Genomic DNA, 14982 nt, shown 5'->3' with positions numbered 1-14982 from the left:
GCTTTCTCTACTGGGCCTGCAGGACCATCGGTTCGCCCGGATCCGGACTCTGAGGGATATTCTCTCGGTTGATCAGCCAGTTGGCGATCTCGGTGAAGATCGGTGCCGACGACTGGCCGCCACCGCCTCCTTCGAGTGGCCCGCGCTCCGGATCATCCAGCATGACCGCCACCACGAAACGCGGATCGTCCGCGGGAGCCACACCGGCGAAGGTGATCCAATAATCCGAGTTGGAGTACGCGCCGGTATCCGGATTGACCTTCTGCGCAGTGCCCGTCTTACCGGACAGCTGATAACCGGGGATGGCGTTGCCCTGGGCTGTACCGCTGTTGACCCCGTTCGGGTCCTCCTGGAACGGGGCGCGGAACATGTCGACAACGGTCTTCGCGGTCTTCTCGCTGACAACCCGGGTGCGGCGCGGGTCATCCTGTGGGATTTCCTCGCCGGAGGGTTGAGTGACGCTCTTGACCACGCGGGGTTCAATACGCTCCCCGTCGTTCGCGAGCGCCTGATAGATGCTGGCCAACTGCAGCGTCGTCACGGACATGCCCTGACCGATCGGAAGGTTGGCAAAGGTGCCGCCGGACCACTGTTCGCGGTCCGGAACAAGCCCGGAAGACTCGTTCGGCAGCTCCACGCCGGTGGCCTGACCGACGCCGAAGCGATGGAGGTAGTCGTCGAAACGCTCCTCGCCCACCTTCTGGGCGAGCATCAGCGTGCCCACGTTGGAAGACTTACCGAAGATGCCCGCGGTGGTGTACGGCGCGACATCGTGCTGCCACGCATCCGCAACTGTCACGCCGGACATCTCGATCGTGCCCGGCACCTGGTGGACCTCGTCCGGAGTGGTCAGCCCCTCTTCGATCGCGGCCGTCGCAGTGATGATTTTCGCCACGGAGCCCGGCTCGTACGGGTGGGAGATCGACGGATTCTCGAAACTGCGGCCCGACTCCAGCTGGCGTTCCAAGTCGCCGTTCGGGTCGATCGTGCTGGTATTCGCCATCGCCAGCACTTCGCCGGTCTTGGCGTCCAGCACCACAGCCTCAGCGTCCTTCGCCTTCGCATTGGCCTTGGACTGTTCCAGCAGCTGCTGCACGTAGGCCTGGAGATCCAGGTCGACGGTCAGCTCGACGCGTGCTCCGTCCACCACGGGCACCACGTCGCGCAATGTTCCCGGAATCGCTTGGCCGTTGGCGGAGACATCCTCAGTGGACCGGCCATCGATGCCGGTCAGGATCGAATCACTCGACGCCTCCAGGCCGAATTGGCCCTGCCCGTCCATGGACACACGTCCAACTATATTCTCGCCAATCGCCCCGTTCGGGTACTCGCGAATGTCCTGGCGGTCCGCTGCGACACCGTGGAATTTCTCGGCGACCTTCGCCGCCACGTCCGGGTCGACGTTGCGGACGAGGACCTCGTAGTCGGTGTCGGCATGGAGCTTCTCCAAAATGTCCTTGGAGTTCACGCTGGGGGTGGGGAGCTTATCCTTCTCGCCCTTCGATTTTTCGGTGTCGCCGGATTCCCCGCCCTTGTCCTTGCCGCTGTCTTTGCCACTGCCACCATCAGGATCCTGGACGTTGTCCTCCCCGATCATCGTCGGGATCTCGTTAGCCATCTGGCGCAGGACATCCTCGACGCGCGCACCTTCCTGTGCCTCGGCCTCGGCCCTGCTCGCACCGTTTTCGTACATCTCGTTGCGAGCGATCTCGCCGAGCTCCCGGCGGAGCGTCACTGGCGAAACGGTCAAGGAACGAGCCTTCATTGTGTAGGCGAGGTAGTTCCCCTCGCGGTCCACGACCGCGCCACGGCGCGCCGGATCCTCAAAATCGCGTTCGCGCTGTTCCGCCGCGACGCTTTGCAGTTGCGGCCCCCACTTCAGCTGCACCCAAGCCAAACGGCCAATCAAAACGAGGGCGACCACGAGGAAGAATGCGGTGAGAATGCGCATGCGGCTGGCAGTGACGACTTTTTGCGCGGGCACCGCCCGCGCCTGCCGCTTCCGCGGGTCCATTCTGCTCACGTCGTAGTCACACCTTCTCTTCTTGTGCCGTGGCGCCCAGTCAATGCCTTCATCTTGCCCCGATCACGGGGCGGGGTTATGACCGCCACACAAGAAACGGGAACTTAATGGTGGCTTACAGGCCACCCGGGAGAGCCGGAAGAGGTGCTTCGGGGCCAGCCGGAGCTGCCGGTGCTTGCGGTGCCTGCGACGCGTCGCCCGCAGCCTGTGGAGCCGCCGGTGCCGGCGCGGCATCGCCGGCAGACGTGCGGGAAGAACGGCCGGCATCAGGAAGCGACGGGGATGCCTCGCGGCCGGCGGGAAGGCTCGCCTGCGGCAGCGCGGAAAGGTTGTCCGCAATATCGCGTGTGGCTTCACTGTCACTGGTGGCCTGATCCGTGCGGATGGTCTCCTCGTTGACATCGACCACGCGGATCGTCTTAGCCGGGTCCGCCTCGCGCGTTTCGTTGGCCTTACCTTCAGCATCGACGTTGATGATGCCCGGCTGAACCGGAACCACCATGCCGGCCTGATCAGCCTTCGCCGCAACCTCCGCGGCCGCGCGGCTGTCCTCGACATTGCGGTTGAGCGTCTCAATCTCGTTGTTGAGAGTGCGCTCCTGGCCCTGCAGCTGCTCAATAGTGAAGGTCTGTTGCGTCGACAGCGCCGATAGGAGCATGGCACCGAAAATGCCCAGGATGAGCAGAGGCAGGGCCATCAACGACCGCTTGGAGAACTTTCTCTTCGCATCCGTGGTGTTGACGCGGCGGCCGCGCACAGAAACAACCTGCTTAGAGCCCAGTCGGCGCGGGCCGCGCGGGACATGCGGCGCGATCCGCGGCTTCAGCCCCGAAGGGGCCGGTGCGGTACGCGTGCGCTCACCGTGACGGGTGGTCCGCTGCGGGGTGCGCTCCAGTAGCGCAGTCGAGCCGCCAGCAGTGGTCCCGGCAGTGAGGTCTCGGCTTGCTCCCATTGTCGTGCTCCCCTTCGCTAGTGGCTGTTCTCTGCGTGAATTCGGTGTTTGTTTGCTCGGTCTTGTCGAGTTTCCTGGTGCCCCTACGGTGGTCATCGCGCACCCCCGGGAGGCTCGTTGTTCAGCTTCTCTACGGCGCGGACCCGCACTGAGGCCGCTCTCCGGTTCAGTTCGATTTCCGCATCCGAAGCCTGCTCAGCTCCGTGGGTGACAAGACGGAACTTGGCCTCCATACCGGGCAGCTCCGTCGGCAACCCCGCCGGGGTCTTCGATTCCGTCATATCCGCGAAAGCACGCTTGACTATTTTGTCCTCGTGGGACTGGTAGCTCATGAAAACAGCACGGCCACCTGGTCCGAGAGCGTCCGCCACCATCGGTATGACATTCGCCAGGGCTTCGAGCTCCCGGTTCACTTCCACGCGAAGCGCCTGGAAGGTTCGCTTTGCCGGGTGTCCGCCGGTGCGGCGAGTAGCAGCCGGAATGACCTTGTACAGCAGGTCGACCAAACGTCCGGAACGGTCGAAAGGCTCCTTCTCCCGCTCAGCGAGGACAGCTGAGGCGATCTTTCCCGCGAAGCGCTCGTCGCCGTAGGTCTTCAGCACACGAGCCAGGTCCCCGTGGCTGTAGGTGTTCAGGACATCCGCGGCAGTCATGCCCGAGCTCGGATCCATGCGCATATCCAGTGGCGCGTCGACGCGGTAAGCAAAGCCGCGCTCCTCCTGGTCAAGCTGCATCGAGGACACCCCGAGATCAAAAAAGGCGCCCGCCAACCCTGTTTCGCGGACGCGCTCGAACACTGGGTGCGCATTAGCTTGCAATTCTTCAGCCAGGCAGTCGAAGCGGCCCCGCACTGAGACGAACCTCCCGCCGAACCGCTCCAGACGCTGCGTCGCTTTCTCCAGCGCCGCCGCGTCACGGTCGATACCAATTACGGTGACGCGCGGGAACTCAGAAAGGAAGTACTCCGTGTGCCCGCCAGCCCCCAACGTGCCGTCGACAATCACGGCGTCGTCGGCGAACTTCTCCACCGCCGGGCGTAGAAGATCCCCCATGCGGTCGCGCATGACCGGGACGTGGCCGTGGTTGGCATCGATGCCAAAATCCATGTCGGATTCCTTCGACGTGTGATGTGCCACCCTGGTCCACCCCCCTTGGTTGCGCCTGATGTGTCGTGCTTTGATTTAGGTCTGGGTTAGTTCCGGATTAAGTCCGGTTTTTGTCTGACTGCACTTGTATCCACGGGGAACGTGCAGGGCCCTGCTCGGGGCGGTCATTCTGATATCGGGGAAGTACACCAGAACGACTCGCGCCCCGAACAGAGTCCGTGCACGCTCTCCGTCCGCCCGCTTAAAGCAGACCCGAGAGAATGTCGTCCTCGTCGGCCGCCGAGAAAGCGGCCTCGGTATTTTCTTGGTATTTCTGCCAGGACTCGGCGTCCCAAATTTCCAAGAAATCCACTGAACCGATGACCACGCACTCCTTCGAAAGGTTCGCGTAATCACGGTGCGCCGGCGACAACGTGATGCGACCAGAACCGTCGAGCGTCTGTTCATCCGCACTTGCCGCCAAGTTTCGGATGAAGGCACGCGCCTTCGGGTTCGTGCGGGAAACCGCGGCCGCCTTACGTGCGCGAGCCGCGAATTCCTCGCGGGGATAGACCGCCAACGAGTGGTCCTGCCCCTTGGTCACCATCAGCCCGTCCGCCAGCCCCTCGCGGAACTTGGCGGGCAACGTCAGGCGCCCCTTGTCGTCCAGCTTGGGGGTATAGGTGCCCAGAAACATCCGGCGCCCTACCTTCCTTCGCTCGACGACTCCGGCTGTGAATTTTTGTCAGATCCGACCCGGCATCGTCACACCGGCCCTTCACTGTCCCCCACTTTAACCCACTCTCCCCCACAATCGCCACATTGGAACACAAAATTCTTTTCTTGTGTCATAAATATACAGTTCAGAGCACTATTCACGCGTGGCGGACCCACCCGTCCCCACGTCCAGCATCCTGCCCCAAAACCACCACAAGAGCATTCTGGTCACTTTGAGTCACTCCACCACCATGAATGGAGACGCCATTTCCCCAGGAAAATCTGAAGCTTAGAGCAACTTTCCGCTCCAGTGGGTGAAAGTGGGGACCCGTGGTGGGGCGAAGTGGGCACACGGAAAATCCCCCTCACGTTTCCATGAGGGGGATAGAAGAAGCCGCCTAGAAGCCGGTGGATCCCGGAGACCTACTGGCCTTCGAAGCGCCGGCGAAAATTATCTTCCATTCGCGAGCTGACACCGTCACGGCGCAACTGCGGGCCGGCATTTTGCACACGCCTCGGCGCAACATCCTCAGCCGGGGCACGCAAGCCCCAAACACCGCCAATGAACATGACCACAAACCCGAGAATGCTCAGCGCAACGAACCAGAGGCTCTCCGCCGCCAACGCCACGCCGGAAATAAGCAGCACAAGGCCGAGCACGATCAGGGCCACAGCCCGCATTGTCGGGCGGAACCCCCCGCCGGACGATCCACGATCGGAAACGGAACTCACAGACGACCCGAATTTCGGGTCATCGGCCATCAGCGACTCCTCGATCTCGCGGAGCAACTTCTGTTCCTGCTCAGATAAAGCCACTTTCACTCCCAGCCTGATTTGGTCGCTGTCTTCTCTGAACTACAACGCTTGAGCGTCTTGTTTAGTTCCTTCCATCATACCGCCCATGCTTCCGGGCAGGACAGCCCCCAAACGACTAAGCAGCGGTCATACCGTCTTCCTCCCCCGCGATCTCCCCGTAAAAACTAGAGGCGAGATCCAGCAGGCGCTCCGCTTCCTCGCGGCGGGGACGGAGTTCAATTCCGGACGCAACCCTCCCCCTCAGCCGCGAGAAACCAGAAAAGGTATCCGCCCAGTACTTTCCCCTCGGGCCGGTCAGGGCCAACTTGTCCCACGCACTCGTGGGGAGACGCTTGCGCTTGGCCACTACCGGCGACTGCGCGGCGGCCGCCCCCGCCGTCCTCAGCGCGGCACGGTAGGCACTTTCCAGGGCAAGGTCCGGCGTCCCCGCGGCGAGCTGATCGTGCGCATCATTGAGATGCGCATGCGCCGAGCTAAGGAACTCATCATGCCGCGATGGCGCGGGCGTGGCCCCGTACACAGCACCGGTCGTTGCAGAAATCACGCTGGACACGTCATCCTCCTCGCTCGAAACTCACCGCCGTGGTTGCTTTTGTGAAATTCACATTAGAAAGCGGGTCCGACACAGCATCACGCGATTCGCACACATTTTCGAACCATTGCCGGAAATGCCCCTCTTCGTCCCTCCCATCCTGCATGGATTCAATTTGAAGCCTGTGGATAACCCGAACCGGCAACGGCTACGCACGGCTCGTGGTTCGATGGAGTTCGTGTCCGTTACTATCCGCGAGCTATCCCCGCACGAGTTCTCCGCCATGGCCCCAGACTTGGTCGACCTGTACATAGAGGCGATGCGTTATCCCGTGCGCATCCGTGATGAGCGGGTGGCTGTGTGGCGCCGCGACTCCGTGGAGCACGACTTCACCGCCACTGCCGCTTTCGACAACGGAGCACTCGCGGGAATCGCTTACGGCTTCCGCGGATCCACGCGCCGGTGGTGGGATCAGCAGCTGCGCCGGGGACTGGTCGAAAACCACGCCATGACACCGCGCATGCTCGAAGTAGTGGAGAGCTATTTCGAGCTCGCCGAAGTCCATGTGTCCCCCGGCATGCAGTGCCGTGGCCTCGGGCGCGCGCTCATCCACCGGCTTCTGGAGCAAGCTCGGCAGCCGTACGTCCTCCTCTCCACGCCGGAAGTTCCGCAAGAGAACAACGCCGCCTTCGGCCTCTACCGCTCGCTCGGATTCAAAGACATTCTCCGGGGCTTCACATACACGGGCGACCCACGCCCCTTCGCCGTGCTCGGCCGGACATTGCCGCTGCCTTCAGCCGCCCCGGTAGAGTGAGCGGTATTCGTCCACCCCGCGGTTAGAAGGAGCCACGACCTTTGAGCGAGCGCACGACTCACATTGCGGTAACTGATGTCCCGCAGGAAGTGGAGAAAGAACTGCGGCGATTCTTCACGGACAACGCGGCGCGCATCACCGAAATCGGCGGACCGGTCGCAGAATCGCTCGGGCACTTGCGTGATTTCGTGCTCGGCGGGGGCAAACGAATCCGTCCGACGTACGGGTGGGTGGGCTACGCTGCGACGGTCGATCCCAAAAACACGGACGAAGATCCGGTTGCTGTCCTCCGCGCGGTGAGCGCCCTCGAGCTGATCCAAGCGTGCGCGTTGATTCACGACGACATCATCGATGCCTCCGACACCCGGCGCGGCAAGCCGACTGTGCACCGGGCAATTGCCGCGAAGCACGCGCAGCGCGGCTGGCACGGAGACTCGAACATCTACGGAGAGAATGTCGCCATTCTCATCGGGGATCTTGCCCTCGCGTGGGCTGACGATATGTGGCGTTATTCCGGTGTGAGCGATGAGGCCCTCCAGCGCGCCGCCGAGCCCTGGCGCGGAATGCGCTCGGAGGTCATTGGCGGGCAGATCCTCGACATCGCGCTCGAAGCCTCCGGCAGCGAAAGTGCCGAGCAGGCGGATTCGGTCAACCGTTTCAAGACGGCCGCGTACACGGTGGAGCGTCCGCTGCACCTCGGCGCTGCGATCGCGGGGGCCGACGAGCGGACGATTGACGCCCTGCGCGGCTACGGGCGCGACATCGGCATTGCGTTCCAGCTCCGGGATGATTTGCTGGGTGTGTTCGGCGACCCTGCGGTCACCGGCAAGCCGGCAGGCGACGATCTGCGGGAGGGCAAGCGCACGGTGCTCTACGCACTGGCGCTTGAAGCGGCGGATGCCACTGACCCGTCCGCGGCGGAGAAGCTGCGGGCCGGCATCGGTTCCGCCACGGACCCAGCGGACATCGCCGAACTTGCGCGCATCATCGAGTCCACCGGCGCCGTGGACGTCACGGAGGAACGCATCACCCGTCTCACCGAGTCGGGCCTGAAGCACCTCGAGGAGGCCGCTATCACTGACGAGGCAGTGGAGACGCTGACAGCTCTAGCGATCAAGTCGACCTCTCGCCGCAAATAAGAAGCACCTGCCCGATGACTGCACGACTTTCCCCGACAACCGCGCTGCGGCTTGGCGCCGTTGGTGCCGCGCTGCTCATGGTGGGCTCCTTCGGAGCGGGCGCGACGCGGAACCGAGGTGGCGTACTCGCCTATTTCGGCCTTGAATTCCTGAGCTACGGGCATGCCCGCGGCCTGCTCGACGTCGCGCTCATCGCCGGTCTTTTGCTCCTGGTCGCCGGCTGGGTTGGCGCGGGACGCTACGTGGTGGACGGCCGCGGTGAGACCGGCCCGCGCGACAGGCTGGGCTATGCTCGTGCGTCACTCTGGTCGGCGACTGCCCCGCTGCTGCTGGCGGCTCCGCTGATGTCGCGCGACGTGTACTCCTACCTCATGCAGGGAGCGATGGTGCGCGACGGATTCGACCCGTACTCCGAAGGTGCCGCGGTCAATCCCGGCCCGTACCTGCTGGAGGTCTCCCACGACTGGCGCAACACCACCACCCCGTACGGCCCATTCCACCTGTGGATCGGAAACGCGGTCACCAGCTTTGTCGGCGAGAACGTCATGGCCGGGATCATCTGCTACAAGTTCATTTCTCTGGCCGGCTTCGCCGCCATCGCGTGGTCAATTCCCCGGATCGCGCAACGCCTCGGTGGTGATCCCGCCCTCGCTTTGTGGTTGGGCGTGGCTAATCCGGTCATGCTCATCCACATGGTCGCCGGCATGCACAACGAGTCGGTGATGGTCGGTCTTGTCAGTCTCGGCCTAGTGGCGTGCCTGTCGCGCCGCTTCCTGCTGGGAACGGTGCTCGTCGGTGTCGCTGTTTCACTCAAGGCGACGGCCGCGGTCACGTTGCCGTTCATCGTGTGGATGGTGCTCCACCACTACGCACCGGAGGGGTCACGGCCTGCCCGCCGCGTCGGAGTCTTCCTCGCCGGCGGTGCTTCGGTGGTGGCTGTGTCGGTCGCCGCCGTCGCTGCCGTGACCGTGGGTTCGGGTACCTCCTGGGGGTGGCTGGAGGAAATTTCCGGCAACTCCAAGGTGGTCAACCCGCTCTCTGGGGCGACACTCGCGGCGGAGGCGGTCACGCCGTTCATTCAGCTTTTCGACGAAGAATTCCCCTATAACACCGTCCTAGGCGTCACCCGCACGGTCGGGTCGGTGCTGATGCTGGCGGGTCTCGTGCTGGTTTGGTGGACGTTCCGCCAGAACGACCGCCGGAACGTCATGGGCATGGCGCTGGCCTACATGGTCGCGTTCGTCTGCAATGCGGTGACGCTGCCGTGGTACTTCGCGTCCGCGCTGTCAGTGGCGGGCACGTTCAGCCCACCGAGGTGGCTGATCCGCCTGACTGTGGGGGCATCCGTCATTGTGGCGTTCGCGTTCAGCGGTAGCGGCAACCACAACTTCTACAACGGAGTGTGGATGCTCGTGACGCTGGTGCTCGGCTGGTACGCCGCGTCCTGCGTCTTGCCGCGGTCTAAAACGCCATGGCCTGAGCGCGCCTGATCACTTCACGCGCACCGTGGCCATGCAGCGCGTCGATCGGCCGCCCCGGCAGACTCTCGTCCTCGGTGAACAGGTAGGCGAGAATCTCGTCTTGGTTGAAGCCGCCGTCGAGCAGCACGGTGATGGCGCCGGCGATGAATTTGGACAGGTCGGTGCCGTTGTCGAGCATGAGCTCCGGAATCAGCTTCGTGCCGTCTTTCTTGTAGGACACGAGCTTGCCGGCGTTGACGTAGTCGTGGACCTTCGTCACGGGGACGCCGAGGCGGTCTGCGACATCCGGGAAAGACAGAAGCGTTTCACCGCTCAGCAGGGCATCGAGGTCGTGTGCGTTGGGATCATGCTCTGAAAAAATCACGCCCCCACTCTACTGTCCGCCGGGCCGCTACCGATCGGTGCGTCGCGTGCACCATACTGGTGGGCATGACTCACCTCGCAACCGGCGACGTGCTGGACGGCCGGTACCTCATCGACCGCCCCATCGCCCGCGGCGGAATGTCTACCGTGTACCGCTGCCTGGACACGCGTCTGGACCGCGAAGTCGCGGCGAAAGTCATGGACGAGCGTTATGTCCACGACGAGTTGTTCCTCGACCGCTTCGCCCGCGAGGCACGCGCGATGGCGCAGTTGAGCCATCCGAACTTGGTCAACGTGTACGACTTCGGCGCCGACGGCGTGGACGTGTTCCTCATCATGGAGCTCATCACCGGCGGCACGCTCCGGGAGCTTCTAGCGGAACGCGGTCCGATGCCGCCGCACGCCGCCACTGCGGTCATGCGCGCGATGCTGACCGGGTTGTCTGTGGCGCACCGGCGCGGGCTCGTCCACCGCGACATCAAGCCGGACAACATCCTCATCAACGGCGACAGCGCAGTGAAATTGGCAGATTTCGGCCTGGTGCGCGCAGCGAGCGACTCGCGGCATTCCACCGATCAGATCGTGGGCACGGTCGCCTACCTCTCTCCTGAGCAGGTCGACGGCACGGAGATCACGCAGGCCTCCGATGTGTACTCCGCCGGTGTCGTTCTTTTCGAGCTTCTCACCGGCACAGTCCCCTTCGACGGGGAGACCCCGCTCGCCCACGCGATGGCGCGGCTGCGCTCCGACGTGCCGGCGCCGTCGTCACGCATGCAGGGGGTGCCGAAGCTTTTCGACGAGCTCGTCGCCACCGCCACCGCCCGCGATCCCCGCGGACGCTTCGCGGACGCGGAGGAGTTCCTCGAAGCGCTGGACGATGTTGCAACTGAACTGGATCTTCCCGACTTCACAGTCCCGATTCCCACCCAGTCAGCCGCGAACCGGGTGGCAGCCATTCCCACGAGCGTGACGCAGATCGACGCTCCTGCCCCGGCACTCGACCCCGAGCCCGAGCCCGCGGAGGAGGTATTCGCCCCGGCCCCGGAGCCTGTCCCCGCGCCGGCACCGCTTGCGGCCCCTGCTCCCGCACCCGCACCCACGCCCTACGAGCCGCACGTGCCTCCGCTGGAACGGAGGCAGCGGCAGATCGAACGGCGGGAGCCAGAGCCACCACCAGTGGAGACGAACCGCTCGAGTGCGGCCATGGTCGTGGTCCTGCTGCTCATAGCAGCAGCCACCGCAGCTGTCGCTGTCGGTGGCTGGTGGTTCGGCTCCGGCGCCTACGGGGAGATCCCCGAAATCCTCCGGATGCCGGAGTAGAGCGGACGGGGAAGCCGCTGCCTAGTTGCGGAGCATCTCCGCGACCAAGAACGCGAGCTCGAGAGCCTGCTCGGTGTTCAGACGCGGGTCGCACGCGGACTCGTAGCGGCCCGGCAGATCGATATCGGTGATGTCCTGCGCACCGCCGAGGCACTCGGTGACGTGCTCGCCGGTCAGCTCGATGTGGATGCCGCCTGGGTGTGTGCCCAGGTGGCGGTGCACCTCGAAGAAGCCTTGGACCTCGTCGATGATCTTGTCGAAGTGGCGGGTCTTGTACCCGTTCGACGCGGTGAAGGTGTTTCCGTGCATCGGGTCGGACTGCCAGACCACCTTGTGGCCGGAACGCTCCACGGCATCGACGATGCCCGGCAGGACATCGCGGACCTTGTCGTGGCCCATGCGAGCCACCATGGTCAACCGGCCCGGTTCACGGTTCGGGTCGAGCTTGTCCGCGTAGGCAACAGCTTCTTCCGGGGTGACTGTCGGCCCGAGCTTGATGCCGATCGGGTTGTCGATCAGCGCGGCGAAATTGACGTGGAAGTCCTCCAGGCCGCGGGTGCGCTCGCCGATCCACAGCTGGTGCGCGGACAGATCGTAAAGCTTGGTCTCGCCGTGCTCGTTCTCCGCGAGGCGCAGCATAGCGCGCTCGTAGTCAACCAGCAGTGCCTCGTGGGAGGCGTAGATCTCGGAGGTGCGCAGCTCACGGTCGTTCACGCCGCAGGCATCCATGAAGTGCAGCGAACGGGTGATTTCGCGCGACAGGGCCTCGTAACGTGCACCGGCGGCAGAGTTAGCCACGAACTCGCGGTTCCACGCCTCGACGCGGTACAGGTCGGCGGTACCGGACGTGGTCAGGGCACGGACCAGGTTCATCGCGGCCGAAGAGTTCGCGTAGGCGCGGATCATGCGGGCCGGGTCGTGTCGGCGAGACTCCTCAGTCGGCTCCACACCGTTAACGATGTCGCCGCGGTAATTCGGCAGGCCGTTTTCATCCAGGTCGGAAGAGCGCGGCTTCGCGTACTGGCCGGCGATGCGCGCCAGCTTCACCACCGGCGTGGATGCACCGTAGGTGAGCACGACCGCCATCTGCAGCAAGGTCTTGATGTTCGCGCGGATGTGCGGCTCGGTGTTGGACTCGAAAGTCTCGGCGCAATCGCCGCCCTGAAGCAGGAAAGCCTCGCCGTTGGCAACGTCGGCGAGCTGCTTCTTCAGTCTGTGAATCTCCGGCGCCACCACGACCGGCGGGACCGACTCGAGGATCTTGCGCACATACAGGGACGCGTTTTCATCCCAGGTGGGCTGCTGCTTCGCATCGCGGGAGACGGCGTCCTGGAACGCCTCGTTGATGTCACCGGGAAGCGGCGGCAGATCGGGCAATACTTCTTTGGGGATGTCTACTGTCCAACTCACCCCTTTACTTGTAGCACGTCTGACCACCGCTAAGTGCCAGAAGGCCGAAACGAGCTCGGGCTATTCCGGCCGCGTAGTCGCGTGACCCCGGCGATCAAGCGGAAGCGCACGCGAGCAGATCCTGAATTTAAGGAGGTTGTGGCGGGCGTCGACAAGCGCGTCGTGGTTGCCCTGGGGTGCGGGAGGAAGTGTGGGGCGGCCCGCCATATCCCAGTATTGGCGCAGCTCACGCGTGTAACGCGGCATTTCCTTCGGCAGCTTGGCCATATCGCCCCACAGCTGCGCGAGCACGACATGGTCGTACGCGCCGACCCAGGCCCACAGCTCGGGCTTGGAACCGGCGGCGGTGAGGAACGCGAAGACCTCTTCGCGGATCTTCTGTTTGGACTTCCATTCGGGGCGCTGCGGGTTGGGCAACTTCTCCAGCACGTTCTCCCGCACCCACGGGTTCGCGCGCGAGGCATCGAAGTCGGTGGATACGGCGTAGTATTCGCGGCCGTCCTCGGCGACGATGCCGATGGAGATCAGCTCGATCGTTGTGCCGTCCTCGATGAATTCGGTGTCGTAGAAGTACCTCACTGCATGTACTGCCAGTCAGGCTCCGTGCCCTCCGGGTAGCCGTTGCCGGCCTCGAGGGATTTCTTCACATCGGAGGCGTACGCGTCGACATAATCGTAACCGGACAACTCGACGAGGCGCTCCATGAAGAAATCGGTGAACGGGCGCCACACGGCAGAATCATCCGGGTCGTAGCCGTTGTCGCTCGCCCACTGGTGGGGGTCGACGGGCTCGCCGACATTCACCCGGACCTTCACGGGACGCGGAATCCAAGAACCAATGGGATTGGCGTCGCGGGTGCCGATCATGGCGACGGGAATGCAAGGCACGCCCGTTTCCATCGCGATGCGCGCCATCCCAGTCTTGCCCTTATAAATGCGGCCGTCGGGCGAACGCGTGCCCTCCGGGTAGATGCAGAACAGGTCGCCGTTGGCGAAGACCTCTTTGGTCACCTCGAGCAGGTGCGCGCCCGCGTCCTTGGACTGGCGGTCGATCGGCACCTGGCCGACGGAGGTGAAGAAGAATTTCTGGATGCGGCCGACCACGCCCGGAGCGGTGAAGTACTCCTTCTTCGCCGGGTGGACGAGCTGGCGCGGGCACACGAGCGGGAAGTAGAAGGAGTCCATGACAGCCTGGTGGTTGGACACCATGAGCGCAGGGGTGCCCTCAGGCGGGATATTGTCCAGGCCTTTTGTCTCCGGCCGGTTCCAGATCCGCAGCCACGGCCCGATCAAGACGTGCTTGAAAAACGCGTACCACTTGTTGTTCATGTCTCCCCTAAACCAGGTCTCGGGCCAAATTAGCAACGCCAATCATACCTGCCTGCGCGCCGAGCTCAGCGGTTTCCAGACGCGGAGTTGGCCGGTATCCGGAACCGACCACGCCGGATTCCATACCGGAACGCGCGGTATCCATGAACAGGTCCGCGTCTTGGCTCACTCCCCCGCCAAGGACGATCAGCTCGGGGTCAAGGACGTCGCAGACGATCGACAGGCCCTGGCCAAGCCACTGCGCGAAATGATCCATCGTTGCCAGCGCGAGCGCATCGCCGTGACGCGCCGCGGCCACCACGTCGTTGCCGGAGGCACGCTTATCGACGACCCGGCGGTACAGCCCGCAGCCGTCGAACCCCCCGCGTTCCGCGATCTCCACAGCGGTGTCCACGAGGGCGGTGCCGGAAGCGTAGCGCTCTAGGCAGCCCCTCTTGCCGCATGAGCAGGCGCGTCCGCCGGGGACGACGGTGAGGTGGCCGAATTCAGGGGCCGTGCCGAAGGAGCCGCGGTAGATCTCCCCGTTGTGCATGAGGGTGGCCCCGATTCCGGTCCCCACGGCGAAGAGCACCCACGTGCCTGCGTCCCGTGCCGCGCCGAAGCGGTACTCCCCCCACGCGGCGGAATTCGCGTCGTGCTCGAGCCGGACGGGCAGCTCTAGTTCCCTCTCCAAGATGCCGCGCACCGGCTCGTTGTTCTTCCACGGCAGGTGCGGTGCGAAACGGACCACCTCGCACGCCGGATCGAGGAATCCGGCGACTGCGACACCGACAGCCGAGATATCGTGGCGGCGGCGCAGCTTTTCGACGAGTTCCACGATCACGTGAACGAGCCCGTCCTCGTCTTCAGGGGTGTGCGTTGCCTCGATGTCAAGGATTGCGCCCGACGCGTCCACGACTCCTGCGCGGGTGTTCGTGCCACCAATATCGAACCCGATAGTGAGCGGGACGGCACTGTCTTGCGTAGGCATGAGTCAACATTGTAGTCGCGCTGCGACGAGCC

General features: G+C 64.1%; 14 protein-coding genes and 1 pseudogene. 4 read left to right on the top strand and 11 right to left on the bottom strand.

Annotation, left to right across the window (positions count from 1 at the left end):
- Positions 1 to 7: 7 nt before the first annotated feature.
- From QYR03_RS00360 to QYR03_RS00335, 6 genes are all read right to left on the bottom strand, one after another.
- Entirely contained in the window at positions 8 to 2014 is a 2007-nt protein-coding gene (locus QYR03_RS00360) for a penicillin-binding protein 2 (RefSeq protein WP_301712431.1), read from the bottom strand.
- 124 nt (positions 2015 to 2138) lie between these two features.
- Positions 2139 to 2975: a hypothetical protein gene (locus tag QYR03_RS00355; RefSeq protein ID WP_301712197.1), complete on the bottom strand. Its 837-nt coding sequence runs from the start codon at positions 2973 to 2975 to the stop codon at positions 2139 to 2141.
- A 92-nt stretch (positions 2976 to 3067) separates the two neighbouring features.
- Positions 3068 to 4081 carry a 16S rRNA (cytosine(1402)-N(4))-methyltransferase RsmH gene (gene rsmH, locus QYR03_RS00350; protein ID WP_301712196.1) on the bottom strand — a complete coding sequence of 338 codons (1014 nt, stop codon included), beginning with the start codon at positions 4079 to 4081 and terminating at the stop codon, positions 3068 to 3070.
- Positions 4082 to 4322: 241 nt separating this feature from the next.
- Complete coding sequence (gene mraZ, locus QYR03_RS00345; RefSeq protein WP_076598706.1) at positions 4323 to 4757, bottom strand: division/cell wall cluster transcriptional repressor MraZ; 435 nt, start codon at positions 4755 to 4757, stop codon at positions 4323 to 4325.
- Between the two features lie 443 nt (positions 4758 to 5200).
- Entirely contained in the window at positions 5201 to 5593 is a 393-nt protein-coding gene (locus QYR03_RS00340) for a DUF3040 domain-containing protein (RefSeq protein WP_259848825.1), read from the bottom strand.
- A gap of 115 nt (positions 5594 to 5708) precedes the next feature.
- Positions 5709 to 6137 (bottom strand): SAV_6107 family HEPN domain-containing protein, encoded by a 429-nt coding sequence (locus QYR03_RS00335; RefSeq protein ID WP_301712195.1) that lies wholly within the window; start codon positions 6135 to 6137, stop codon positions 5709 to 5711.
- Positions 6138 to 6363: 226 nt separating this feature from the next.
- On the opposite strand from QYR03_RS00335, the gene QYR03_RS00330 reads away from it, so the two are divergent.
- From QYR03_RS00330 to QYR03_RS00320, 3 genes are read left to right on the top strand one after another with little or no spacing between them, the layout of a single operon-like run.
- Positions 6364 to 6939 carry an N-acetyltransferase gene (locus tag QYR03_RS00330; protein ID WP_301712194.1) on the top strand — a complete coding sequence of 192 codons (576 nt, stop codon included), beginning with the start codon at positions 6364 to 6366 and terminating at the stop codon, positions 6937 to 6939.
- A gap of 41 nt (positions 6940 to 6980) precedes the next feature.
- The gene (locus QYR03_RS00325) at positions 6981 to 8078 is read left to right on the top strand and encodes a polyprenyl synthetase family protein (RefSeq protein ID WP_301712193.1); all 1098 of its coding nucleotides are present in this window, start codon (positions 6981 to 6983) and stop codon (positions 8076 to 8078) included.
- Positions 8079 to 8092: 14 nt separating this feature from the next.
- A complete protein-coding gene (locus QYR03_RS00320; RefSeq protein WP_301712192.1) occupies positions 8093 to 9568 on the top strand; it encodes an alpha-(1->6)-mannopyranosyltransferase A in 1476 nt (491 codons plus the stop codon).
- Here QYR03_RS00320 and QYR03_RS00315 read toward each other — a convergent pair.
- Positions 9540 to 9920, bottom strand: a complete 381-nt coding sequence (locus tag QYR03_RS00315; protein WP_259848924.1) for an Rv2175c family DNA-binding protein — start codon at positions 9918 to 9920, stop codon at positions 9540 to 9542. The genes QYR03_RS00320 and QYR03_RS00315 overlap by 29 nt on opposite strands.
- A 68-nt stretch (positions 9921 to 9988) precedes the next feature.
- On the opposite strand from QYR03_RS00315, the pseudogene QYR03_RS00310 reads away from it, so the two are divergent.
- Positions 9989 to 11239, top strand: a pseudogene (locus tag QYR03_RS00310) (protein kinase); the annotation flags it as partial.
- Positions 11240 to 11263: 24 nt separating this feature from the next.
- Here QYR03_RS00310 and QYR03_RS00305 read toward each other — a convergent pair.
- From QYR03_RS00305 to QYR03_RS00290, 4 genes are read right to left on the bottom strand one after another with little or no spacing between them, the layout of a single operon-like run.
- Positions 11264 to 12652, bottom strand: a complete 1389-nt coding sequence (locus QYR03_RS00305) for a class II 3-deoxy-7-phosphoheptulonate synthase (RefSeq protein WP_301712190.1) — start codon at positions 12650 to 12652, stop codon at positions 11264 to 11266.
- 60 nt (positions 12653 to 12712) lie between these two features.
- Positions 12713 to 13231 carry a polyadenylate-specific 3'-exoribonuclease AS gene (locus QYR03_RS00300; RefSeq protein WP_301712189.1) on the bottom strand — a complete coding sequence of 173 codons (519 nt, stop codon included), beginning with the start codon at positions 13229 to 13231 and terminating at the stop codon, positions 12713 to 12715.
- Complete coding sequence (locus QYR03_RS00295; protein WP_301712188.1) at positions 13228 to 13980, bottom strand: 1-acyl-sn-glycerol-3-phosphate acyltransferase; 753 nt, start codon at positions 13978 to 13980, stop codon at positions 13228 to 13230. Before QYR03_RS00295 ends, QYR03_RS00300 begins: the two co-directional genes overlap by 4 nt.
- Before the next feature lie 7 nt (positions 13981 to 13987).
- Positions 13988 to 14950 (bottom strand): ROK family protein, encoded by a 963-nt coding sequence (locus tag QYR03_RS00290; RefSeq protein WP_301712187.1) that lies wholly within the window; start codon positions 14948 to 14950, stop codon positions 13988 to 13990.
- Positions 14951 to 14982 lie beyond the last annotated feature (32 nt).

The sequence above is a fragment of the Corynebacterium sp. P4-C1 genome, assembly GCF_030503595.1.
Lineage (GTDB): Bacteria > Actinomycetota > Actinomycetes > Mycobacteriales > Mycobacteriaceae > Corynebacterium.
The sequence above is the reverse complement of the archived record's forward strand: the minus strand, read 5'-3'. Positions and strand labels throughout refer to the sequence as shown.

Coding starts and splice junctions, on each gene's coding strand:
- QYR03_RS00360 (WP_301712431.1), bottom strand. CDS start 2,014: ATGGACCCGCGGAAGCGGCAGGCGCGGGCGGTGCCCGCGCAAAAAGTC.
- QYR03_RS00355 (WP_301712197.1), bottom strand. CDS start 2,975: ATGGGAGCAAGCCGAGACCTCACTGCCGGGACCACTGCTGGCGGCTCG.
- rsmH (WP_301712196.1), bottom strand. CDS start 4,081: ATGGATTTTGGCATCGATGCCAACCACGGCCACGTCCCGGTCATGCGC.
- mraZ (WP_076598706.1), bottom strand. CDS start 4,757: ATGTTTCTGGGCACCTATACCCCCAAGCTGGACGACAAGGGGCGCCTG.
- QYR03_RS00320 (WP_301712192.1), top strand. CDS start 8,093: ATGACTGCACGACTTTCCCCGACAACCGCGCTGCGGCTTGGCGCCGTT.
- QYR03_RS00295 (WP_301712188.1), bottom strand. CDS start 13,980: ATGAACAACAAGTGGTACGCGTTTTTCAAGCACGTCTTGATCGGGCCG.
- QYR03_RS00290 (WP_301712187.1), bottom strand. CDS start 14,950: ATGCCTACGCAAGACAGTGCCGTCCCGCTCACTATCGGGTTCGATATT.